Source organism: Sorangium sp. So ce394, from assembly GCF_051474665.1.
Taxonomy (GTDB): domain Bacteria; phylum Myxococcota_A; class Polyangia; order Polyangiales; family Polyangiaceae; genus Sorangium; species Sorangium cellulosum_D.
In genome coordinates this window covers 1,601,037-1,623,751 of sequence record NZ_CP150339.1, presented here as the reverse complement: position 1 = coordinate 1,623,751, position 22,715 = coordinate 1,601,037, and the positions used below count along the sequence as shown (strand labels likewise).

General features: G+C 72.4%; 16 protein-coding genes. 12 read left to right on the top strand and 4 right to left on the bottom strand.

What is annotated here, in order from left to right; translation table 11 throughout:
• Positions 1 to 5 precede the first annotated feature (5 nt).
• Together WMF33_RS05975 and WMF33_RS05970 are read left to right on the top strand one after the other, a co-directional pair.
• Entirely contained in the window at positions 6 to 461 is a 456-nt protein-coding gene (locus WMF33_RS05975) for a hypothetical protein (protein ID WP_437336237.1), read from the top strand.
• A gap of 23 nt (positions 462 to 484) precedes the next feature.
• Positions 485 to 826, top strand: a complete 342-nt coding sequence (locus WMF33_RS05970; protein WP_437336236.1) for a hypothetical protein — start codon at positions 485 to 487, stop codon at positions 824 to 826.
• Between the two features lie 224 nt (positions 827 to 1,050).
• Here the strand turns inward: WMF33_RS05970 and WMF33_RS05965 are convergent, their stop codons facing one another.
• The gene (locus WMF33_RS05965; RefSeq protein ID WP_437336235.1) at positions 1,051 to 1,560 is read right to left on the bottom strand and encodes a chemotaxis protein CheX; all 510 of its coding nucleotides are present in this window, start codon (positions 1,558 to 1,560) and stop codon (positions 1,051 to 1,053) included.
• A 724-nt stretch (positions 1,561 to 2,284) separates the two neighbouring features.
• On the opposite strand from WMF33_RS05965, the gene WMF33_RS05960 reads away from it, so the two are divergent.
• Positions 2,285 to 4,450: a hypothetical protein gene (locus tag WMF33_RS05960; protein ID WP_437336234.1), complete on the top strand. Its 2,166-nt coding sequence runs from the start codon at positions 2,285 to 2,287 to the stop codon at positions 4,448 to 4,450.
• Positions 4,447 to 5,874, top strand: coding sequence for a M48 family metalloprotease (locus tag WMF33_RS05955; RefSeq protein WP_437336233.1), 1,428 nt, complete (start codon positions 4,447 to 4,449; stop codon positions 5,872 to 5,874). Before WMF33_RS05960 ends, WMF33_RS05955 begins: the two co-directional genes overlap by 4 nt.
• Before the next feature lie 30 nt (positions 5,875 to 5,904).
• Here the strand turns inward: WMF33_RS05955 and gcvA are convergent, their stop codons facing one another.
• Positions 5,905 to 6,807, bottom strand: coding sequence for a transcriptional regulator GcvA (gcvA, locus tag WMF33_RS05950; RefSeq protein ID WP_437336232.1), 903 nt, complete (start codon positions 6,805 to 6,807; stop codon positions 5,905 to 5,907).
• A 219-nt stretch (positions 6,808 to 7,026) separates the two neighbouring features.
• Between gcvA and WMF33_RS05945 the strand changes: the two genes are divergently transcribed.
• Complete coding sequence (locus WMF33_RS05945) at positions 7,027 to 7,806, top strand: FMN-dependent NADH-azoreductase (RefSeq protein ID WP_437336231.1); 780 nt, start codon at positions 7,027 to 7,029, stop codon at positions 7,804 to 7,806.
• A 7-nt stretch (positions 7,807 to 7,813) separates the two neighbouring features.
• The gene (locus WMF33_RS05940; RefSeq protein WP_437336230.1) at positions 7,814 to 9,994 is read left to right on the top strand and encodes an alkaline phosphatase D family protein; all 2,181 of its coding nucleotides are present in this window, start codon (positions 7,814 to 7,816) and stop codon (positions 9,992 to 9,994) included.
• 37 nt (positions 9,995 to 10,031) lie between these two features.
• On the opposite strand, the gene WMF33_RS05935 is transcribed toward WMF33_RS05940, so the two are convergent.
• Positions 10,032 to 10,874 carry a PfkB family carbohydrate kinase gene (locus WMF33_RS05935; RefSeq protein WP_437336229.1) on the bottom strand — a complete coding sequence of 281 codons (843 nt, stop codon included), beginning with the start codon at positions 10,872 to 10,874 and terminating at the stop codon, positions 10,032 to 10,034.
• 218 nt (positions 10,875 to 11,092) lie between these two features.
• On the opposite strand from WMF33_RS05935, the gene WMF33_RS05930 reads away from it, so the two are divergent.
• From WMF33_RS05930 to WMF33_RS05910, 5 genes are all read left to right on the top strand, one after another.
• Positions 11,093 to 14,869, top strand: a complete 3,777-nt coding sequence (locus tag WMF33_RS05930; protein WP_437336228.1) for a M23 family metallopeptidase — start codon at positions 11,093 to 11,095, stop codon at positions 14,867 to 14,869.
• Positions 14,870 to 15,029: 160 nt separating this feature from the next.
• Positions 15,030 to 15,335 (top strand): hypothetical protein, encoded by a 306-nt coding sequence (locus tag WMF33_RS05925; protein ID WP_437336227.1) that lies wholly within the window; start codon positions 15,030 to 15,032, stop codon positions 15,333 to 15,335.
• Between the two features lie 99 nt (positions 15,336 to 15,434).
• Positions 15,435 to 17,324, top strand: a complete 1,890-nt coding sequence (locus WMF33_RS05920; protein WP_437336226.1) for a sensor histidine kinase — start codon at positions 15,435 to 15,437, stop codon at positions 17,322 to 17,324.
• On the top strand, positions 17,321 to 18,052 hold the full coding sequence (locus WMF33_RS05915; protein WP_437336225.1) for a response regulator transcription factor: 732 nt from the start codon (positions 17,321 to 17,323) through the stop codon (positions 18,050 to 18,052). Before WMF33_RS05920 ends, WMF33_RS05915 begins: the two co-directional genes overlap by 4 nt.
• A 90-nt stretch (positions 18,053 to 18,142) precedes the next feature.
• Positions 18,143 to 19,417 (top strand): AgmX/PglI C-terminal domain-containing protein, encoded by a 1,275-nt coding sequence (locus WMF33_RS05910; RefSeq protein WP_437336224.1) that lies wholly within the window; start codon positions 18,143 to 18,145, stop codon positions 19,415 to 19,417.
• A 123-nt stretch (positions 19,418 to 19,540) separates the two neighbouring features.
• On the opposite strand, the gene WMF33_RS05905 is transcribed toward WMF33_RS05910, so the two are convergent.
• Entirely contained in the window at positions 19,541 to 21,070 is a 1,530-nt protein-coding gene (locus WMF33_RS05905; RefSeq protein WP_236644460.1) for a right-handed parallel beta-helix repeat-containing protein, read from the bottom strand.
• Positions 21,071 to 21,627: 557 nt separating this feature from the next.
• Here WMF33_RS05905 and WMF33_RS05900 point away from each other — a divergent pair.
• Positions 21,628 to 22,704, top strand: coding sequence for a DUF4082 domain-containing protein (locus WMF33_RS05900; RefSeq protein ID WP_437336223.1), 1,077 nt, complete (start codon positions 21,628 to 21,630; stop codon positions 22,702 to 22,704).
• The last annotated feature ends 11 nt before the right edge of the window (positions 22,705 to 22,715 follow it).

Genomic DNA, 22,715 nt, shown 5'->3' with positions numbered 1-22,715 from the left:
CAATCATGAAGCGTTTATCCCTTCTGCTCCTCCTGGCCTTGCTCGGCATGACCCCGTCGGCCTCGTCCTTCGCCGACGCGGATGAGATCGTCGTCGTCGTCAACCAGGCCAATCCCGTGAGGTCGGCCGGGCGCGACACGCTCCGCCCGATCTTTCAGACGACGCGCACGGAGTGGTACGGCAAGTCGGCGGTGCCCGTGAACCTCCCCGAGGACTCCCCGCTGCGGCAGCGCTTCGACATGGCGGTGCTGGGGCTCGATCCCGACGGCGTCGCCCGCTACTGGATCGATCGGAAGATCCGCGGCGGCGAGCGGCCGCCGCGCAAGGTGCCGACGGCGAGCGCCGTCCTCCGCGCGGTGGGCGAGGAGGCGGGCGGCATCGGGTACGTCGCCGCCAGCGATCTCAACCCTACCGTCAAGGTGATCGCGCGCATCCGCGACGGACAGGTGGTGCCGCCGTGAGCCGGTCGAGAGAGGAACGAACGATGGATATCCAGCCGTCTTGCCTGTTGCTGCCCAGCCGCCGCGGCGCCTTGGCCCACGCGCTCGTCGTCACGTGCGCGGCGCTGCTGGCGGGGTGCTGGGATTCCGACCCTTGCGATCCGGGCCAGCTCGTCGTGTGGAATGTCTGCGCTGACCCTCTCCCGCCGATCCCCCCCACCACGGCCAGCGGCAGCGCCACCGGCACGGGGAGCGCCACAGGCACCGGCGGCGGCGCCCCGGGCACCGGCGGTGACGGCGGCGCGACGGGCACGGGCGGCAACGGCGGTGACGGCGGCGCCGCGGGCACCGGCGGCGGGGGTGGTGACGGCGGCAGCGGTCCCTAGGCTAGAGCGGTTTTCCACTGGGCCTGGCACACCGTCTCTCGTCTCCGTCATCCGCCCTCCCTCTTCCGTCTCCCCTCTTCCCTCTTCCGTCTTGCGCCGCCGAGCGGCGGTCGCCCGCACAGGAGACGGGCCCAGATCGGCGTTTTCGGCGCACAGGCGTACTCTTGTACGCCGAGCACCGAAAACGCCGAGGTGGGCCCGTATCCGAAGCGGGCGACCGCCGCTCAGAAGAGGATGACTTTGCCGTCGAGGGGGAGCGGGGACGCGTTCGAGAACACCAGGGAGCTCTCGTCGAAGTCGCCGCTCAACGTGACGAGCACCTCGCCCTTCAATGTCCTGAAAGAATAACAGCACTGCTGCTTACAGCTCCGGCTCCGGCGCTCCACGTCGCTCGGGTGGCGCAGCTGCGGCAGCTCGGCCTGAAGCGCTATCTGGAACCGGGCGAGGCGGCTCTTCACCTTCCCCATGAGCTGATTGGCCACCTCCCGCATCCAGTCGCCGACGCCGTCGACCATGGGCGGCACCCCCGTCATGGCGCGAAACACGCCCTGGTTCGCGGACAGCGCCAGAAAGCCGGAGAAGCCGCGCGCCGAGAACTCCACCGTGCTCGCGGGATCGGTGTGAAGGCGCACCTCCTCGCGGCTATCCCCGGTATTCGCCGGCGCGATGGCGACGCCGTAAAAGTGAAAGAGCTCCACGGTCGCGCCCTGAACGAGGACGTCGATCGTCCGCACCTTGCGCGACGCGGGCGGCCGAGACGAAGGCGAAGGCGGAGGCGACGGCTCGCTGGGCGGGCTGGGGCGCCCCGACGAGGACGGCGGGGGCCGCTGCGAGGAGCTCGGCGCGCGGTGATCGGTGCTCGGGCGTTCATGGATGCTAGGCCCGGGCCGCGCCTCGGACTGCCCATCGCTCGAGATGCCCCGCCGATGCCCCATGATAAACGCACAGCGTAGCTCATCTATCCCATATGGAGCAATGATGTTCTCAAAAGAGATGCGCGAGCACGCCGCGACACGTGCACCCACGTCGATGGACATATCGACGACATCGGCGCCCTCTGTGGGCATGTCCGATTGCGGAAATTTCACGCGCGGCCGTCGAGACGCGGCGCGCCAACATCGGGCCTGAGGTTGGCGCCCGCTCCGCCGCCTTCATGTGAACTCTCTCCGGGCAAATTTGAGCACTACCCCGGGGAGACACCGCGCGCGCGGTGACCGCGCTTACCGGCTTACCGGCTCCGGCTAAGGGCTCATGACCGAATTTTTCACCGGAGAGCGACGGCGGTGGGCGCGGCCCGGCGGGACTCTGCTCCAACGCCGCGCGCCGCGCGCCGCGCGCCGCGCGCCGAGGCCCCGATCCGTTCCGAAGAGAGCGCTGCTCGGCGCGGCGCCTCCCGCGGCGACGCGCTCCTGCGCGCCTCTTCCCAGTGGAGCGGAGCGCCCAGTAACGTGGTCGTTCATGGGTGGCGTGGATCGGGACCCCGCCGGGCTCCTCGAGCGGGTGCCAGAGCTCGCGGATCTGGCGCAGATGAACCCCGGCGTGCGCCGGGCGATCGAGCAGGGTCGCCCGCACGCCGTCTACCGGCGGCTCTTCTGGATGCGGTGGCGCGAGCGCCTCCTGCCGCGGCCCGGCGCCGCGGGCGCCCAGCTGCGCGCGCTGCTCGACGCCCTCCTCGCGCGCCGGCGGCTCTTCCTCGAGCCCATGCGGCGGAGCCCCTGGCTCATGACGATGAACGGCGTCGGAGCCACGGTGTACGGCGAGTCCGACCGCGACCCGGAGGACGGCACGTACATCAAGACGCTGTTCTTCGTCTTCCTCTTCGTCCCGCTCTATCCGTTCGGGAGCTACCTGGTCGCCAACGGCACAGAGGCGCGCTCGTGGCGGTTCATCGCGCGCGCGCCGCTCGGCCCGGCGCTCTACGCCTGGCAACGCGCGGTGGCGCTCGGGATCACCACGGTCGTCGCGCTCGGCGCCTGGAACGCGCTCGCCGCCGCCCGCTATACCACCGTCCGGGTCGCGAACGCGCTCCCCTACCCCGTCGAGGTGAGCGTCGGCGACGCCTCCGTCCAGGTGCCGGCGCAAGGCCTGGAGCGGCTCGAGGGCCGCGTCGGGCGGAGGCCCGTCAAGGTCACCGCCCAGGGCCGGACGATCGAGGAGGGCGAGCTCGACGTCCCCCGCGGCACCGACGTCGTCGCGTGGAACGTGCTCGGGCTCGCGCCCATCTACCAGCTGGAGGTGCGGTACACGGCCGACCGCAACGCGAGCTCGCGCGACGAGGCGGCCCCTGCCCTCTTTTGCGGGCAATCGGCCGTGATCGTGGACGACGTCGACTTCGTCTTCGAGCCGCCGCCCGAGCAGCTCAGCATGCCCAAGGGGGAGTCGTTCGTCTCGCGCACGCTCGTGACGATGGCGCCCGTGGAGCCGGGCGGGTGCGCCTTCGCGCTCGTCGGCGCAGGGAAAGCGGCGCTCGGCGCCGAGCTCGCGGCGCGCTACGCGGAGCACACGGGCTACGACGTCCCGGCCTCGGAGCGGGCGGTCGTGCTCCTGATGAACGCCGAGGACGAGCAGGGCGCCGCCGCCGTCGCGGACAGGGCGCGGCGCGCTCACCCGGATTCCATCGAGCTTCACCGCCAGTACCAGAAGGTGATGACCATGGTCGGGCGCCGCCACGAGCTCATCGACGAGTACAAGGGCCGCCACGAGGACGACCCGGGCTCGGCGGACGCGGCGTACCTCTACGTGCGGCTGCTCTCCGGGCCGGCCGTGAACGAGGTCCTCGCCGGCATGCTGGAGCGCTTCCCGGACCACCCCTACCTGCTGCGCACGCTCGCGTACCAGGCCGGCCACGACGGGAAGCATCAGCTCGCCCTCGACACCCTGGAGAAGCTGCGCGGCGTCGATCGCGCCCTCGCCGAAGACAGCGTCGCGCTCGAGGTGACCGCCGCCGTCGGGCTCGGGCAGGTGGAGCGGGCGCGGAACCTCGTCGCCGCCGCCCTCGCCGCGGGCCAGGAGAGCTCGCTCGATCGCCGCGAGCTCGCCGAGCAGGCCCTGCTCCTCGCCCAGCTCGAGCCGAAGGCCTCGATCGAGCGCGCGCTCGATTCGCTCCGCGGGAAAGGCGACGAGGAGACGGCGCTGCTGCGCCTCCGGGCGCGCGTCGACGCGGGGCTCGAGGTGAGCGCGCCCGAGCTCGCCCGGGTGAGCGACCCGGCGCTGCGCGACGCCCTCGAGCTCGCGGTGCTGTCGCGCGCCGATCCGCGCGCGGCCGTCGCGCGCCTGACCGGCGCCGAGAAGGCCGTCTTCCACCACCTGTCCATGCCCGTCTGGGTGCTGCTCATGGCCGAGGCCGTCCACGCGGAGGGCGCGGGGGCCGCGCTCGCGAGGCTGGAGCAGCACTCGCCGCTCGGGCGCGCGTTCACGCGCGGGCTCATCGAGTACGTGCGCGACGGGACCCGCTTCTCCGAGATCGACGATCTGCCGGACGCGGTGCGCGCCGCCCTGCACTTCGGCCGGGCCCGGCACCGCGCCCTCGCCGCCGAGGAGCGGCAGTCGCTCCTCGCGCTGGCGCGGCGCGAGGACGCCCTGCACGGCGCCGTCAGCGTCGCGATGGAGTCGTGGCCGCCGTGAGGCCGCGCGGCCTGGCGCACCGCGCCGCGTGGCTGCTCGGCATGGCGGTGGGCTTTTACCTGCTCGCCGCCGGGATCGCGCTCGGGCTCTTGTGGGTGCCGTACGCGCAATCCGAGTACGGCGACGGCATCGAGCCGTCCGGCTTCCTCTGCGGCGCCGGCGCGCTCTGGGTCGCCTGGGGCCTGATCCCGCGGCGGCGGCGCGCCCAGGACCCGGGCGTCCCGCTCGGCGAGGGCCGGCACCCGCGCCTCCAGTCGCTGATCCGCGACATCGCCGCGCGCACCGGCCACGCCACCCCGGCCGACATCCACCTCTTCCACGACGCCAACGCCTTCACCGCGGTGCGGCGCGAGGCGTGGCTCCGGAGCCGCACGGTGGTGGGCGCCGGGCTCCCGCTGCTCGCCTGGCTGAGCCGGAGCGAGCTCGAGTCGGTGATCGCGCACGAGTTCGGGCACCACGTCTCGGGCGACCTCGCGCTCGGCCCCTGGGTGCACAGGACGCGGCGCACCATCGGCGGCGCCCTCGACCACCTCGACGGCTCGAGCTTCTGGCTGCACCTGCCGTTCGTCGCGTACGCCGAGCTGTTCGTCCGCTCGAGCTCGGGGATCTCGCGCGCGCAGGAGCTCGAGGCCGACGCGGTGGCCGCGCGGATCGCCGGGCGCGGTCCCACCGCGCGCGCGCTCCGGATCACGCACGAGAAGGGGCCGCTCTGGACCGCCTACCTCGAGCTGGAGGTGCTGCCCGTGGTCGCCGCCGGGCGCTTCCCCCCGCTGCTCGAGGGCTTCCGGTGGTTCGAGGGCGCCGTGGCCGCGGAGCAGGGCGCCCTCGCCGAGCGGCAGGCCGAGCGGGCGGGCGAGAAGTCGACGGTCTACGACACGCACCCGTCGCTGTCGGAGCGGCTCGCCGCGCTCGGCGCCGAGGCCGGCGGGCCGGAGCCGGGCGCGCACTGCCTCGACCTCCTCGACGACGTCGCCGCGGCCGAGGAGGCCGTCCTGCGGTCGCTGCTGATCGACCCGTCGCGGCCCCTGCCGCGCATCGCCTGGGCGGACGTCACGCGCGAGGTGTGGCTGCCGCGCTGGCGCCAGCAGCTCGAGGCGCACCGGGCGCATTTCCGCGAGCTCCGCCCGAGCCAGCTGCCCGAGGCGCTGGCGCAGATCGACGCCTGGGCGGAGCGCACGCGGGTGGGCCTGGCGCTGCTCTCGCCCGCGGCCGAGCGCCGGCGGATGACGGGCCTGTTCAGCGTCTGGCTCGCCGCCGCGCTGGCGGAGCTCGGCTTCGAGCTCGACGGCCTGCCCGGCGCGCCCGTCCGCGCGCGCCGCGGCGAGCACGCGCTGGAGCCGTTCCTCGTGGTGCGGCGCCTGCTCGACGGCAAGCTCGACGCCGGCGCGTGGCGCGCGCGCTGCGCCGAGGCGGGGGTGCCGTAGCCCCGGCGCCAGCGCAGAGGGGCGTCCGGCTCACCGCTTCGGCCGCGGCCGCTCCCCGGTCGTGGCCGCGGCGAGCCAGCCCCGGAGCGCCGCGATCTCCTCGCGCGCCGCCGCGCCCGGGAGGTGCACGAAGTGGTAGCGATAGCCGTCGAGCGCCGGGCCGAACGGCTGCATGAGGGCGCCGCTCTTCAGGTCGTCGGCGACGAGGACCAGGCTGAGGAGCGCGACGCCCTGGCCGGCGATCGCCGCCTGGATCGCGTGGGCCTCGTCGGAGAACGTGGTGCCGCCGTCGTCGCGGACGCCGGAGATCCCGGCGCGCTCGAGCCACAGGCGCCACGTCGGCGTGTCGCGCTCGACACGCCGCCACTCGAAGTGGAGCAGCGGCGCGCGGCGCAGGTCCTCCGGGCGACGGACGGCGAGCCCGGGGCTGCAGACGGGCGCGAAGCGATCGGCGATCAGCGCCTCGGCGGCGAGCCCGGGGTACGGGCCTCGCCCGTACCGGATCGCCGCGTCGGCCTCGCCCGCGGCGAGGTCGACCGGCTCGTCCGACGCGTGGAGCCGCAGGTCGAACCCGGGGCACGCCTCGCGGAAGGCCGCGACGCGGGGCACGAGCCACTTGGCGGTGAACGCGGTCGTGGCCGACAGGGTGATCCCGCGGCGCGCGCGGCGGGCGGTCAGCTCGTCGATCGCCCGCGCGAACGCGTCGAACCCGTCCCGGAGCACCGGATAGAGGCGCTGCGCCTCGCGCGTGGCCACGACCTGCCGCGCGTGGCGCTCGAACAGCCGGACGCCGATCGTCTCCTCGAGCAGCCGGACCTGGTGGCTGATCGCGGTCGGCGTCACCCCGAGCTCCCGGGCGGCCCGCTTGAAGCTGAGGTGGCGCGCGGCGGCCTCGAAGGCGCGGAGCGCCGTGAGCGGTGGGAGCCTTCGCATGGGGGTGAGATAGCTGATCCCAGCTCATCTATCAGCTGAGAATTACTCGTTGGTCATCCGCGCGCGGCGGCCCATATTCATCGAGTGAACGCGCCCGCCACGGGCCCAGGAGCAGAGAGACCGGCGCCGCGGCGGCGCTTCGACGGGTGAATGTCGATCATCCCGGATCGACCCCGCTCGGCCGCGGGCCGCGCCCCCACCCCGCTCAGGAGACAGGCCATGTCCACGATACTGCACATCGACTCGAGCGCTCGTCCGGGCAGCTCGGATACGATCCGCCACGGCTCTCACACCCGGCGCCTCACCGCCCGCTTCGTCGCGCGCTGGCGCGCGGCGCGTCCAGGCGACGAGATCCTTTACCGGGACGTCGGCCAGAGCCCGCCCTCGCCCGTGACCGGCCGCTGGATCCAGGCCGCGTTCACGAAGCCCGACCGGCGCGAGCCCTGGATGTGGCAGGCGCTCGCGGAGAGCGACGCGCTCGTCGACGAGCTCCTCGCCGCCGACCTCATCGTGGCCGGCGTGCCGATGTACAACTTCAACGTGCCCGCGCAGTTCAAGGCCTATATCGACAACATCGTCCGCGTGGGGCGCACGTTCGGCTTCGACCGCGCGCGGCCGGGCGAGCCGTACTGGCCGCTCCTCGACGGGCACGGCAAGAAGCTCGTCCTCCTGACGTCGCGCGGCGACCACGGATACGGCAAAGGCGGGCGGATCGAGGCCATGAACCACGTCGAGCCGAGCGTCCGGACCGCGTTCGGCTACATCGGGATTACCGACGTCGAGTCCGTGGCGATCGAGTACGACGAGTTCGCCGACGAGCGGCTCACGGCGTCGATCGCGAGAGCAGAGCTCGAGGTGGACGCCCTCGTCGACCGCCTGCTGTCGGCGCGCCGAACGGCGGCCGGATCGTCGCCCGCCCGTCGAGATCTTGCTCACGCGCCGGCGCGGGGCGGGGTCCACAAGGAGGTTGACACCGGAGAAAGTTCCAGGATTCCCTGAGCGCGCGATGCTGAAGCGCAGAGAGTTCCTTCGAGCCACCCTCGTCACCGCCGGCGCGCTGGTCGTCCCGGCCTGCGGCGATCCCGAGATCGTCAATCCGCTCGGCGCCGAGCCCGGGCGCGAGCTCGCCGACGGGTCGGCGTACTTCCCGCAGTCGATCGCCTCCGGCGACCCTCGCCCCGGCAGCGTCGTCCTCTGGGCCCGCGTGCAGGACGGCGACGAGGATCTCGATCTCGAGGTCGAGGTCGCGACCGACGCCGAGTTCACGCAACGGGTGGCGCTCGACGCCGGCCAGGCGAAGCTGAAGGCGCTCGCGCGGCACGATCACTGCGTCAAGGTGAAGGTCCGCGGGCTCTCGGCGGGCACGGTCTATTACTACCGCTTCATCTACGTGAAGGGCGGCACGGCCTACGTGTCCCGCGTGGGGCGCACCAAGACCGCGCCGGCCGAGGACGACGACGTCAAGGTCCGCTTCGCGTACGTGTCGTGCCAGGACTACATCGGGCGCTTCTACAATACCTACCTGGCGCTCGCCGAGGAGGAGCTCGACTTCTTCGTCCACCTCGGCGACTACGTCTACGAGACGACCGGCGATCCGAGCTTCCAGAGCACCTCCGGGCGCCGCGTCGTCTTCACCGACGCGGCCGGCGCCATCGCCCTCGGCGAGGGCGAGAACGCCTATCAAGCGGCCAGGTCGCTCAGCAACTACCGGGAGCTCTACAAGACGTATCGCTCCGACGCGAACCTCCAGCGGGTCCACGAGCGCTTCCCGATGATCGCCACGTGGGACGATCACGAGTTCTCGAACGACTGCTACGGCGCGACGGCCACCTACTTCGACGACCGGGAGGACGAGACCGACGTGGAGCGCCGCAGGGCCGCGAACCAGGCCTGGTTCGAGTACCAGCCCGTCGATTACGGCGACGACGTCGAGCAGGACCCCGGCGCCTCGCTCCCGGACGATTTCCGCATCTACCGCGACTTCGTGTTCGGCAAGCACGTCCACCTGGTGATGACGGATCTGCGCAGCTACCGGCCGGATCACCTCGTCCCGGAGGGCGCCTTCCCCGGCAAGGTGGTGCTCGACCAGGCGACGCTCATCGAGGAGCTCGAGGAGTTCCCCGAGTTCGCCATGCCCTACGTCTCGGACATCGAGACGTACGAGGACGGCCTGTACGCCTCGGTCCTCAAGGAGGCCGCGGAGGCCGCCGGCTACGACGCCGCCGACGTGACGGGCGATATCAGCGTGCTCGTCATCAACCAGATCGTCGCCGGCGTGAACGAGGGTTTGCCGGAGGACATGCAGATCCCGCTCATCGACGCCGCGGCCTCGGCGTCCTTCGATCGGGGCATCGCGTACGTGGATCTCGGCAAGTTCAGCGCCCACGGCGCGGTCGGGGCGCGCTACCTCGCGGTCAAGGACACGTTCGAGCTCTACGCCGCCTTCCGTTACAAGGAGACGCAGGGCGCGAGCGAGGACGTGATGGGCGCCGAACAGGAGGCCTGGTTCCTCGAGACCATGGAAGGCTCGAAGGCGACCTGGAAGATCTGGGGCAACGAGTTCTGCCTGCTCCCGCTCGCCGTCGATCTCTCCCCCTACGCCATCCCCGAGCAGTTCAAGCGGCGCTTCACCATGAACGTCGACGCCTGGGACGGTTTTCCCAACAAGCGGAACGAGCTCCTGGAACGGCTCGTGGACGTGGGCGGCGTCGTGGCGATCACCGGCGACATCCACGCCTTCTACGCGGGGACCGCGGGCCTCGCCGGCGACCCCTCGAAGAAGATCGTCGAGCTCGTGGGCGGCGCGGTCTCGTCGGGGGCCTTCCGCGAGCTGCTGATGAGCCAGGTGACCGGCGATCCGGTGCTGGGCTCGGTCCCGGGGGCCGCGCTGCTCGCCGCCGGCATCGACGATCTGCTCACGTCGGCCGAGACGAAGGTCAACCCGCACCTCGCGCACGCCGACAGCAACGCCCACGGCTACGTGGTGGTCGAGGCGAGCGGGGAAGAGCTCGTGGCCGAGATGCGGCGCATCGGCGCCGCCGACGCGCTGATCGACTACTCGGACAAGCGCGACGAGCTGGAGATCGGGAGCAAGCGCTTCCGCACCCTGCGCGGGGAGAGCGAGCTCTACCTGCACGACCGCGGCGCCTGGAAGCGCTGGGATCCCGACACGCAGACGTGGATCTGAGCCGGCGCGCGCGGAAGGCGCTGGCGCCGCGGCGGGATCACGGCGGGACGAGGGGGATCTGCGTCTCGATCGGATCGATCCCGCGCAGCACCGCGGCGCCGTGCGGCCCGGCGCGGCGACAGGCCTCCTCGACCGGGAGGCCGTGGGCGAGGTGGAAGGTGAGGGCGCCGGCGAAGCTGTCGCCGGCGCCGTAATCGCCGAGGACGCGGTCGGGCGCGGGCGGCGCGTCGACCAGCGCGGCGCCCCCGGGGCGGGTGACGCGGACCGGGCGCGGGCCGTCGGTGAGGACCAGCGCGCCGGGGCGAGGGTCGTAGGCGTCGAGCGGGGCGTTCTCGCGCGGGTCGGAGGCGCTGCCGAGGACGACGTCGGGCGCGACCGCCGCGGCCCGGAGCGCGGCGCCCCTGCGGGCGGTCACCACGAGGCGGCGGGCGGCGCGCGCGAGGCGCAGGCTCTCCGGGTCGGCGCCGGTGAAGTAGACGGCGTCGCAGCCGGCGAGGATCGACCAGGGGAGCGGGTCGGCCGCGGCGGGCTGGAGCGGGGCGCCGGTGACGATGATGGTGCGGCGGCCTTCGGCGTCCACGACGACGACCACGCGCGGGTGATCCACGGCGCGCACGGCGGCGTGGACGTGGACGCGGCCCGGCGCGACCCGGATGCGCGCCTCGACGGCGCGCGCCGCGGCGTCGTGGCCGAGCGCCGTGAAGAGGTGGATCTCGGCGTCGCTGCGGCAGAGCTGCGCGAAGGCGAGGCCGCCGCCCCCGCCGGGGACGAAGCGCGCGTCGAGCAGGTGAACGATGTCGCCCGGCGCGGGGACGCCCTCGGCGCGGCCGAGCGTCACGTGCTCGACGTGGCCCACGACGGCGATGCGCGGCGCTGGCATGGGGGGCGACATACCACGGCGGCGGGGGCGCGGCGGGAAAGGACGGCGAGGGCTGTCAGAAGCCGGAGGGACGCGGCGTAGGAAAGGGGGTGGCCCGAGAACTCATGTGCAGAGGAGATCATCCCCATGTCCCAGGACGCATTCGACAGACCCATTCCTCACCCAGCGTCACGCCTCGCCGCCGCGATCGTCGCGGGCCGCGAGAGGACGGACGCGTCATGAGGCGGCTCGGCAAGAGCGCGCTCCCAGCGGTCCTCGCCGCGCTGGGCATCTGCGCGAGCACGGGCGACGCGCGCGCGGCCGAGGGCGCCACCGCGTTCTGGAACAACGCCTTCGAGGTGCAGGTGGGCGACGGCGCGCTCACCCGCGGCCCGGGCTGGGGGTGGAGCGCCGGCGCGTCGTCGGTCCAGCAGATCGAGGCGGGCGACGGGTTCGTGGAGTTCTCCACGAACGAGGCGGACCGGACCAAGATCGCCGGGTTGAGCCACGGCGATGACAACCAGGCGTTCTGGGACATCGATTACGGGCTGCTCCTGCGCGCCGACGGGGGCGTGGAGATCCTCGAGCAGGGGTCCGGGAAGGGCTACTTCGGGACGTACCAGGCCGGCGACGTCTTCCGCGTCGAGGTGTTCGGCGGCCAGGTGCGTTATCGCAAGAACGGGGTGGTGTTCTACACGAGCGCCACGGCGCCCACCTACCCGCTCGGGCTCGACGCCAGCCTGCACGACGAGGGCGCGACCGTCACCAGCGCCCAGGTTTCGAGCTGCGCTGCCGGGGACACGAGCTGCATGCCGCCGGGGTTCTGGAAGAACGTCCGCTACGCCCCGGCCAACGGGACCTTGCTGACGCGCAGCCCCGGCTGGGGCTGGCACGCCGGGGCCTCGTCGGTCGAGCAGATCGAGGCGGGCGACGGGTTCGTGGAGTTCTCCACGAACGAGGCGAGCCTCCAGAAGATGGCGGGCCTCGGCAACGGCGACGCCGATCAGGGCTTCGGAGACATCGATTACGCCGTCTACCTGCGCGCCGACGGAGGCCTGGAGATCTTCGAGCAGGGAGCTGGGAAGGGCTATTTCGGGACCTACCAGGCCGGCGACGTCTTCCGCGTCGAGGCGTTCAATGGCCAGGTGCGCTACCGCAAGAACGGGCTCGTGTTCTACACGAGCCACACGCCGCCCACCTACCCGCTCGGGCTGGACACCAGCCTGCACGACGAGGGCGCGACCGTCACCAGCGCCCAGGTCGCGAGCTGCGCGGCCGGCGACACGAGCTGCATGCCGCCGGGGCTGTGGAGGAACGTCCGCTACGTCACCGCCAACGGAGGCTTGCTGACGCGCTCCGCCGGCTGGGGCTGGCACGCCGGGGCCTCGTCGGTCGAGCAGATCGAGGCGGGCGACGGGTTCGTGGAGTTCTCCACGAACGAGGCGAACCTCCAGAAGATGGCCGGGCTCAACCACGGCGACGGCGATCAGGGCTTCGGAGACATCGATTACGCGGTCTACCTGCGCGCCGATGGAGGCCTGGAGATCTTCGAGCAGGGGGCCGGACAGGGGTACTTCGGGACGTACCAGCCCGGCGACGTCTTCCGCGTCGAGGTGTTCAACGGCCAGGTGCGCTACCGGCAGAACGGGATGGTGTTCCACACGAGCAACACGGCGCCGACCTACCCGCTCGGGCTCGACACGAGCCTGCACGACGAGGGCGCGACCGTCACCAGCGCCCAGGTCATGAGCTGCGCGGCCGGCGACGCGAGCTGCATGCCGCCGCAGGAATGGAAGAACGTCCGCTACGCCACGGCGAACGGAGGCCTGCTGACCCGCGACGCCGGCTGGGGCTGGCACGCAGGGGGCTCGTCGGTCGGTCAGATCGAGGCGGGCGACGGCTACGTGGAGTTCTCCACGAACGAGGCGGATCTCCAGAAGATCGCCGGCCTCAGCAACGGCGACGTCGACCAGGGCTACGGGGACATCGATTACGCGATCTACCTGCGCGACGACGGGGGCGTGGAGATCCTCGAGCAGGGGGTCGGACAGGGATACTTCGGGACCTATCAGGCCGGGGACGTCTTCCGCGTCGAGGTGTTCGATGGCCAGGTGCGCTACCGCAAGAACGAGCTTGTGTTCCACACGAGCAACGCGGCGCCCACCTACCCGCTCGGGCTCGACACGAGCCTGCACGACGAGGGCGCGACCATCGCCAGCGCCCAGGTCATCAGCTGCGCGCCCGGCGACACGAGCTGCATGCCGCCGGGGCTGTGGAGCGACGTCCGGTACGTCACCGCCAACGGGGGCTTGCTGACGCGCAACGCCGGCTGGGGGTGGCACGCCGGGGCCTCGTCGGCCGAGCAGATCGACGCGGGCGACGGCTATGTGGAGTTCTCCACGAACGAGGCGAACCTCCAGAAGATGGCGGGCCTGAGCCACGGCGACGCCGACCAGGGCTATGGGGACATCGATTATGCGATCTACCTGCGCGCCGATGGAGGGCTGGAGATCTACGAGCAGGGGTACGCACAGGGCTACTTCGGGACCTACCAGGCCGGCGACGTCTTCCGCGTCGAGGTGTTCAATGGCCAGGTGCGCTATCGCAAGAACGGCCACGTCTTTCACACGAGCCTGACGGCGCCGACCTACCCGCTCGGGCTCGACACGAGCCTGCATGACGAGGGCGCGACCGTCGCCAGCGCCCAGGTCGTGAGCTGCGCGGCCGGGGACACGAGCTGCATGGCGCCGGGGTTCTGGAAGAACGTACGCTATGCCCCGGCGAGCGGGAGCTCGCTGACGCGCGCCGCGGGCTGGGGGTGGCACGCCGGAGCCTCGTCGGTCCAGCAGATCGCGTCGGGCGACGGCTACGCGGAGTTCTCCACGAACGAAACGAACCGGTACAAGATGGCGGGCCTCGGCCACGCCGACACGGATCAGGGTTACGGGGACATCGATCACGCGATCTACCTGCGCGGCGACGGGGGCCTGGAGGTCGTGGAGCACGGCTATGTCCAGGGCTACTTCGGGACCTACCAGGCCGGCGACATCTTCCGCGTCGAGGTGCAGGGCGGCCAGGTGCGCTACCTGAAGAACGGGACCGTGTTCCACACGAGCAGCGCGGCGCCCACCTACCCGCTCGAGCTGGACACAAGCCTCCACGACGAGGGCGCGACCATCACGAACGCGACGGTCTCGGGCGTCGGCGGCGGGGGGGACCCGACCACCGGCTGCGGCGAGGTGGGGCCCGGCGACGAGCTCAGCGACACGAAGACGCCGACGTTCTGCAATCACCCCACCACGATGCCGAACGGCGATGCGCCCCCCATGGGCCAGTACTTCGGCCACACGTGCACCTCCGTCGTGCTCCAGACCGTCTATTACACGCACACCTCCGGCAACCACAGCGGGCTCGATTTCTCCGTCCCTGCGCGCAGCCCCCTGTACTCGGTCGGCTATGGCAAGGTCATGTGCGCCGGGCCGAACGCCTGCACGAACCGGTACCCCACCGCCCGCGGCGCGCCCTCGCAGATCGATCTGACGATCCGCTATGGCTCGGTGTACGTCATCTACGGCCACGCCGCGTCGAGCCTCGTCGCGGAGGGTGATCTCGTCGTCCCGGGGCAGGAGATCGGCGAGTCGTCGGACTGGCCGAACAACGACCACCTGCACTTCGAGGTCCGCCGCGTCGCCGACAACAAGGCGCCGAATCCGGTGCCGTTCTTCTCTCAGGACATCCGGACTTATCTCGAGGGCACCGTCACCGACGCGCACTTCTGCACGGGGCACTTCGACGATCAGGCGGACGTGGGCTTCACGTCGCACACCCAGCTCGACGAGCGGCCGTGCACCGACGCGAACGACGGGACGACCGGCCCGATCCGCTGCGAGGGGGTGTGCACCCGGTACAGCCCCGCGAACTGCGAGGACCACGAGTACTGCAGCGTCTTCGACTGCGGCGGCGGCGCCTTGGTCTGCGGGCTCCGCCGGAACACGGCCGCCCAGGCGTGCCAGTGACGCCCGCGCCGTGACGCCGCCCCCCCACCCCGCCCGCTGAGCCGAGCTCGCCGGCGCCGCCGCCCCAGGGCCACGCGGCGCCGGCGAGCGAGCCGCTCACCGGGCCCGAAGCACAACGGCGCCGCTGGACAGCTCGCGCGCCGAAACGGAGGATCAACGCATGCGCCCCCGCACCTCTCGCATCCTTCAGCTCTCCGTCGGCGCCTTCGGTCTGGCGGGCCTGCTGCTCTCGGCCAGCATCCTCAACCGGGTGATGCGCTCGCCGGGGGACGACAACCCCATCGGCATGCTCGCGGCTTTCGGCGTCTATCTGTCGCTGATTCCGAGCTGGGGGCTCGTCCGCGCCGCCCTTGGACTGCCGCTCGGCTCCGGGAAGCTCGGGAAGCTGTGGGCGGCGGCCGCCGCGCTGTCGCTCGTGCCGCTCGGGCTCCTCATGACGATGTTCGCCGCGATCTGGATGGCCTGAGCAGGGCGACAGGCGCGCGCTCCGCCGGCGGCGAGGAGGCGGCCGCCCCCCTCCCCCGCCCGTGACATTCCGGTGACCTTCCCGTGCGATCCTGCGCCCGTGCTCTCCCCTCGGGCCAGCCGCCTGCGCGACTGGGCGCTCTTCGCCGCCGCCGCGAGCGTCCCCGCGATCTGCGTCGGCGTCCTCGGCCTGCGGGCCGTCTCCAACGAGGCTGACGGCGCCCGCCGCGAGGTGGCGCTCGGGCTGGCCACCGCCTCCGCGCGCCTGTCGCGCGCCATCGACCAGGAGACCGACCGCGCCGAGGCCGCCCTCGCCGCCCTCCCCCTCACCGGTCCCCTCACCGACCCCCTCACCGCCCCCCCCACCGCCCCCCCCACCGGCCCCCCCGAGGCCGCCGCGGCGGCGCTCGCCGAGATCGCGCCGCCGTTCGCCGCGCCGGTGCTGCTCGCGCCGGATCGCTCCGTGCTGCTGCCGCCCCAGGCCGCGCCGCCGGCCGCGCCCGCGCCCGACGGGTGCGCCGCGCTCGCCCGCGCCGCCGCCGGGCCCGACGCCCAGGCCCGCATCGCCGCGCGGCGCGACTTCCTCGCGCGCTGCGCCGAGGCCCGCTCGCCCGCGGGGCGGTGGCTCTGGCCCGTCCTCGCGCTCGACGCCGCGGCCGACCGCGCCGTCGACCAGGGCGCCGTCGCCGCGTGGCTCGAGGCGCACGCGGCGGGGCTCTCCGAGCCGGAGCGGAAGGCCGCCGCGCTCGAGGTCGACGCCGCGCTCTCGGGCGAGCCGCGCGAGCGGGCGCGCGCGGCCCTCGCGGCCCCGCGCCCCGAGCGGGACGCGCTCGTCGCCGAGCTCCGGCGCGGAGGCCTCGACGCCGCGCTGCGCGCGCGCCCCGACGCGCGCGGGCTCGTCTCCTTCCGCGCGGGCGCCGCCGCGGGCGCGCTGCGGGCGCTCCCGGACGGGCGCTCCGTCGGCTTCGTCATCCACGCGAGCTCGCTCGCCGGCTGGCTCCGCGGCGACGCGCGCCCGCTGCCGCCCGACGTCCGCGCCGACGTCCTCGCCGGGGCCGCCGCCGGGGCCGGCCGGGCGCCCGTCGCGCCCGAGCTCGGCGGCGCGCCCGCGACCCTCCTGCCGATCGCGCCGGAGCTCGCCGTGCGGCTCTCGCCCGCGGATCCGGCGGCCGTCGAGCGGCACGCGGCGCGCGGCAAGCGGCTGCTCGTCGGCGTCGGCGCCGCCGCCACGGCGCTCGCCCTGGGGCTCGCCGCGCTGCTGTTCGCGCGCATGCGCGCCGCCCGGCGCTCCAGCGAGCTGCGCACCGACTTCGTCGCCGCCGTCTCCCACGAGCTCCGGACGCCGATCGCGTCGGTGCGCATGCTCTCGGAGCTGCTCGAGGAGGGGCGGCTCGCGCCCGACGAGCACCGCGAGGTGTTCGAGGCGCTCGGCCGCGAGTCGCGGCGGCTCGGCGAGACCGTGGAGCGGCTGCTCGGCTTCAGCCGGATGATGGCCGGACGCGCGGCCGCCGAGCGCGCCCCGGCCCGCGTCGCCGACGCGGTCGCGGCCTCGATCGACACGTTCGAGGAGCGGAACCCGGAGATGCCCAAGGTCGTGCGCGATCTCGACCCGGCCGCGGAGGCGAGCATCGACGCGGGCCAGATCCAGCTCGCGGTCGACAACCTCCTCGCCAACGCCCTGAAATACGCGCCGCTCGCCGCCCCCTACCGCGTGCGCGTCGCCCGCGAGCGGGGCGGCGTCGCGATCGCCGTCGAGGACCGCGGCCCGGGCATCGCCCGGCGCGACCAGCGCCGCATCTTCGAGCCGTTCGAGCGCGCCGACGACCGGCTGAGCCGCGCCGTCTCCGGCAGCGGCATCGGGCTGTCGCTGGTCCGGCACGTCGCCCGCGCGCACGGCGGCGGCGCCCGCGTCGACAGCGAGCCGGGCCGCGGCGCCGCGTTCACCCTGTGGATCCCGGGACCCCGAGGGCCGAAGGAGCAGACGCCATGACCCAGAAGACGCCCGAAGGCAGGCTGGAGACCGTCCTCGTCGTCGAGGACGACCCGACGCTGCGCCTCGGCCTCCAGAAGACGCTGCGCTCCGCGGGCTTCCGCGTCGAGGTGGCGAAGACCGGCGCCGAGGGGCTGTCGATGGCGCTCGCCGCGCGGCCCGACCTCGTGCTGCTCGACGTGATGCTGCCCGGGCTGAACGGCTTCGAGATCTGCGAGGAGCTCCGCCGGCACGACGCCGACCTGCCCATCCTGATGGTCACCGCCAAGGGCGAGGAGCAGGACAAGGTGCGGGGGCTCCGGCTCGGCGCGGACGACTACATCGTCAAGCCGTTCGGCGTCTCCGAGCTCCTCGCCCGCGTCGACGCGGCGCTGCGGCGGCGGCGGCTCGGCGAGGCCGAGCGCGCCGTCGTGCGGTTCGCGGAGGTCGTCATCGACTTCCGCGCCCACCGCGTGGAGCGGCGCGGGGCGCCGGTCGAGCTCACGGCGCTCGAGATGAAGCTCCTCCGCTTCTTCGTCGAGCGCGAGGGCGCGCTCCTGCCGCGCCAGCGCATCCTCGACGCGGTCTGGGGCGCGGACTACTTCGGCACCGATCGCACGGTCGACAACTTCATCAACCGGCTGCGCGCGAAGCTCGAGCCCGACCCGAGATCGCCGCGGCACCTCGTGACCGTGCGCGGCGCCGGCTACCGGTTCACCCGCGCTCCGGCGCCGGAGACAGAACGGTGACATGGCGAAGACGGAGCCAACAAGGCCAGTGTGCAGACTCCCCTCACGCGCCGCCGCAAACGGGCCGCGCGCAGGAGGACATCGATCGTCATGAACATCATCCATCGCTCCGCCGCCGCCGCCGTCGCCCTGGGCCTGATCTCGCTCGCCTCGTGCGCGGAGGGGCCGGAGACCGCCGCGCCGGGCGCCGAGGCGCGCGTCGACCTCGCCGCCGGCGCGGACAGGCGGCCCGACGCCTCGCTCGCGATCGAGCAGGCCGAGCGCCGGCTCGACGCGGGCCGGGAGATCGCCGCCGCGCGGCAGGCGCTCTCCGAGGTGCTCGCCGATCCGGCGCTGACGCGGGATCAGCGCGATCAGGCGAGGCTCGCGATGAGCCGGGTGCTCGAGGCGGAGGGCGACCGGGAGGCCGCGATCGCCGCCGTGGAGTCGATGCTCGGCGAGCACGCCGTCGACGAGCCCTGGCCGCTCCAGCGGGCCGCCGAGCGGCGCCTGCGCCTCCTGGTCACCGGGAGCGAGGAGAAGCCGCTGCCGGACGAGCCGGCCGACGCGGAGCAGGCGTCGCCGTTCGCCCGCGCGCTCGCGCGGTATTTCCCCGTGCCTGAGTCGGGCCCCCGGGAGCTCACGGTCACCGTGCTCACGTTCGGCGGGAACCGGGAGGCGAGCGAGCGCCTCAAGACCTTCGCGATCCCGACCGCGATCCGAGCGCTCCGGCAGGAGGCCTGCCCGCGTTGCGACAAGGTGTCGATCAACCGCATGTCGCACGGGACCGACGGCTGGACCCAGATCCCGGCGGCCCGGCCGCTGCTCGGGTCGAGCCTCGCGGTCTTCTACTTCGATCTCGGCAACCAGCGCATCCCCGCGCGGTACGACGCGGACCTGCCGCTGCCTACGGCGGACATCGTCGCGCGGCTCGAGAAGGGCGAGGGGCTCATCGCGGTGCGCGAGCGCGCCGGGGCGCCGCCCGCGATCCTGATCGCCGCGCCGCGGAGGGCGCAGCTCCCCGCGGTCGAGGAGGCGCTCGCCGCGATGGCGGAGGTGCCCGCCGGGCCGATCGCGGTGCCGCTGCCGGACGGCCTCACGCCGGCGGAGATCCAGGCCGTGGTGCGGAGCGCCTTCCCGGCGTACCGGACCTGCTACGACGCGCTGCTCGCGCGGCGCCCGGACGCGGCGGGGAAGATCCCGCTCTCGTTCGCGATCCACGGCGACGGGACGGCGGCCGACGTCCAGGTCGACGCGGCGGCGGCGACGCTGCGCGACGCGACGACGGACCGTTGCATGGTGGAGGCGACGAGGGGGCTGCGGTTCCCGGCGATCGGGCAGAAGACCACGGTCGTCTATCCGATCGAGTTCTCGCCCGGCGACTGATGAGAGAGGGCCGGTGACCGAGGCGGGCGCGCCGGCGTCGATGCGCCGCGGCGCCGGCCTCGCGAGCGCGGCTGGGCGCGGCGCACCGCGCATCGACGCCGGCGCGCCCGCCCGCCCTCCAGCTTATTGCGCGAACGCGCCGATGGTGAGCTTCGCGCCGTCGCTGCGCCGCTTGGCCTGCTGGTGCGGCTCGTACTGGTAGTCGACCGCCGGGAGGCCTTCGAGCGCCGCGCCGGCCTCGATGAGCGGCGCGCCCGAGGCCGGGATGAAGTCGTGGCTCGCCGCCGAGGCGAACGCCGGGTCGACGCCGAAGATCGAGCTCTCCAGGCCGTCCACCCTCCCGATCACCTTCGGGCCCGGCACGGGGTCGAACGCCGTCCACCCCTTCCTCACCCAGTTGCCGGCGAGGACGAGCACCCCGGCCGCCACGTCGTCGCGATCGCCGAGGAAGGTGACCGCGCGGATGTCCGTCGGCTCCTGGGTGCTGGCGAACACGTTGTTGCGCGCGTGGATCCGCTCGTCGTTGGTCGAGGCCTCGAACACCGCGGAGCGCTGGTAATCCCGGTAGGTGTCGTTCTTGACGAAGACGGTGTTGGAGAAGAAGTGGAGCGTGCCCTTCCGGTAGTACTCCTTCTCCCCGCTGTCCCCGCCGTAGTGGATCATCGACGCGCCGTAGCCGGTGCGCAGGAGCACGTTGCCGTAGATGAAGGTCTCGTGGAACGACGGCAGCGCGACCGAGTCGGTCGCCTCCTGCGCGTCGACGAGGTCGATCAGGTGGGCGCCGTCCTCGATCCAGTTGTACCGGATGACGACGCCGGCCGAGCGCTCCTTGATGTTGTTGCCGTTCCCGCCGCGCGTGGGGCCGAAGCGGTTGAACTGGTAGATGACGTTCGACGCCTCGTTGTAGACGTTGTGCTCGTTGTAGTCGCTCAGGCTGCCGTTGTCGTGGATGTAGTTCGACTCGATGAGCACGTTCTCGGTGAGGATGTCGCCGCCGGCGGTGCCGACGAAGAGGCCGTTGGCGTTCTCGTGCACCTCGCAGGCGCGGATGGTCACGTGGTCGCCGCGCTCCACGAAGATGCCGGCCGCGTTGCCCGCGTAGGACGCCGCCGACCCCGACTTGTCGGTGAAGCGGTGGGGGGGCGAAGCGTTCTTGATCTCGAGCCCCTCGATGACGATGTGGCTGGGATCGAGATCGTACGGGTCGTCATGCTTGTGCCCGACGATGATGAGCCCCCGCACCTGGTGGCCGTCGAAGGGGAAATCGAGCTCGGGCCGGGTGGTGGCGCCCTCGCCGTCGATCACCGGCAGCTCGCCGTTCGGCCCAGGGACGCCGCACAGCCGGATCGGCTGCTCCGCCGTCCCCTGGCCGCCCAGCATGATCTTCTCGTGGTACCCCTCGGCGCGCCAGAAGACGCGCACCGTGTCGCCGGCGGCGAGCGTCTCGAACGGCACGTCGCCGAGCGCCTCGAACGCCTTGCCAGGACCGACCTGGAAGTCCCGGCCGCTCCCGACGTGCGTGCAGTCGATGCTGACCGGAGGGATGTTGACCGGCGGAGGCAGGGTCACCGGTCCGTCCTCCGCGGCTCCACCGAGCTCGCCGGTACACCCGGCCGTGAGGAGCAACCCGATCGCGCAAGCTCGAATTTTCACAGAAGCGTCCTCCTCGTCATGGGCTACAAAAGCTCCACTGTAATTTTTCAGAGACACGGTGAGGCATTCTCGCCGTGGCGAGGCAAGATGACACAACATTGCCCGTTGTCATGCGACCAGACACTGCTGTGGTGGCAGATCCTGCGCTTCCGGTAGCAGGATGTAATCCAGCCTGGGCGCTACGCGGCTTCCGCGGCCTCGTCACGGCGCGCCGACCACCGAGGATGGCAGTGTGCTGGCGACGAGCTGTCGAATCACCCAGAGCGAGAGGACACCGAGAGAGGAATATTCCTGAGCGCTCTCGGCGCCCCTGACCTCTCGGCGGCTCGCATCATCGGCCGCTTGTTCACTGGTTTCGAGGCGATGACGTGCGCCATGCACGGTGTGCATGCATCGCATGCGGCCTATGAGTTGGCTCGCACCGATGAGCTGGTTAGTTATCCAACCACGGAGACGAGCCCAGGCTCGGCGCTCGCTCGAACCCTGCCTCCGGCGGACCGACGGGCGCGCCGCGCAGCGCGGCTCGACAATTCCTGAGAGAATCCGTTAGGAGGACCATGCGCCCGAGTCCGCTGTTTTCCGCGCCCGTCGTGCTCACCGCGCTCGCCCTTGGGGGCGTCGCGCTCGCCTCCGCGCCTGGGTCGATCTTCACGACCCAGACGCCTGCCGTCTTCGCGAACGACGGTTTTTACGAGCTGGGCACCCGTTTCCACACGCTCCGCGACGGCAACATCACCAAGGTACGGATCTACACGAACGCCGCCGAGAGCGGCGCCCACGGGGTGCGGATCTGGGGCCTCGGCGCGGACGCGCCCCTCGCCTCCCACACGTGGAACATCCCCGGTGGAACCGCTGGATGGCAGGAGTTCACGCTGCCTGCACCGGTGCGGGTCGCGGCCAACAGGACCTATACGATCTCGGTGTCGACAAGCGGAGATCACTGGTACGCTGCCACGAACGGAGGGTTCAACGCCCCGATCGTGAACGGCGATCTCGTCACCGAAGTCGGCAGCGGCGTCTACGGCACCTCGGCCGGCGAGAGGCCCTGGATGGTGTACAAGAACAGCAACTATTTCCGCGACGTCGTGTTCGAGCCGGAGCCGCCGAGCGCGTTCGCCGACGATTTCGAGGACGGCGATCTCGACGGCTGGGACCAGTCCTACGCGGGCTTCCTCATCACGACGGACGGGAGCAACAAGGTGCTGTCGTACTCGACAACCACCTCGAACGCCAAGCTCTTCCCCGAGGCGACCAACTGGCAGGACTCGGTCGTGGAGGCCAGGATCAAGATCCCGAGCTGGTCGGGTCCGGGGAGCGTGGGGCTCAATTCGAGGTACAACATCTATGAGCTCGACCGGTATACCTTCATGTACAAGAGCACGGGCGAGCTCGAGATCGCCGTGCGCGATCTCGATGTTGTCGTGTCGTCCGTGTCGAAGCCGCTCACCCTGGCCCCGGGGACGTGGCACACCTTCAAGGCGGTGACGGTCGGAACCACGCTCGAGTTCTATATCGACGGGGTGCTGGAGCTGACCACCACGGACACGACCTACGCCGCCGGCACGTCCGGGGTCGAGGTCCTCCGGCAAGGGGGCGCGGCGTATTTCGACGACGTCTCGATCACCGCGCCGTGATTGGGCGCCGC

Bases quoted from the DNA above. Each gene is read 5' to 3' on its own strand.
- WMF33_RS05975 (WP_437336237.1), top strand. From the start codon at position 6: ATGAAGCGTTTATCCCTTCTGCTCCTCCTGGCCTTGCTCGGCATGACC.
- WMF33_RS05970 (WP_437336236.1), top strand. From the start codon at position 485: ATGGATATCCAGCCGTCTTGCCTGTTGCTGCCCAGCCGCCGCGGCGCC.
- WMF33_RS05960 (WP_437336234.1), top strand. From the start codon at position 2,285: ATGGGTGGCGTGGATCGGGACCCCGCCGGGCTCCTCGAGCGGGTGCCA.
- gcvA (WP_437336232.1), bottom strand. From the start codon at position 6,807: ATGCGAAGGCTCCCACCGCTCACGGCGCTCCGCGCCTTCGAGGCCGCC.
- WMF33_RS05945 (WP_437336231.1), top strand. From the start codon at position 7,027: ATGTCCACGATACTGCACATCGACTCGAGCGCTCGTCCGGGCAGCTCG.
- WMF33_RS05940 (WP_437336230.1), top strand. From the start codon at position 7,814: ATGCTGAAGCGCAGAGAGTTCCTTCGAGCCACCCTCGTCACCGCCGGC.
- WMF33_RS05935 (WP_437336229.1), bottom strand. From the start codon at position 10,874: ATGCCAGCGCCGCGCATCGCCGTCGTGGGCCACGTCGAGCACGTGACG.
- WMF33_RS05930 (WP_437336228.1), top strand. From the start codon at position 11,093: ATGAGGCGGCTCGGCAAGAGCGCGCTCCCAGCGGTCCTCGCCGCGCTG.
- WMF33_RS05925 (WP_437336227.1), top strand. From the start codon at position 15,030: ATGCGCCCCCGCACCTCTCGCATCCTTCAGCTCTCCGTCGGCGCCTTC.
- WMF33_RS05915 (WP_437336225.1), top strand. From the start codon at position 17,321: ATGACCCAGAAGACGCCCGAAGGCAGGCTGGAGACCGTCCTCGTCGTC.
- WMF33_RS05910 (WP_437336224.1), top strand. From the start codon at position 18,143: ATGAACATCATCCATCGCTCCGCCGCCGCCGCCGTCGCCCTGGGCCTG.
- WMF33_RS05900 (WP_437336223.1), top strand. From the start codon at position 21,628: ATGCGCCCGAGTCCGCTGTTTTCCGCGCCCGTCGTGCTCACCGCGCTC.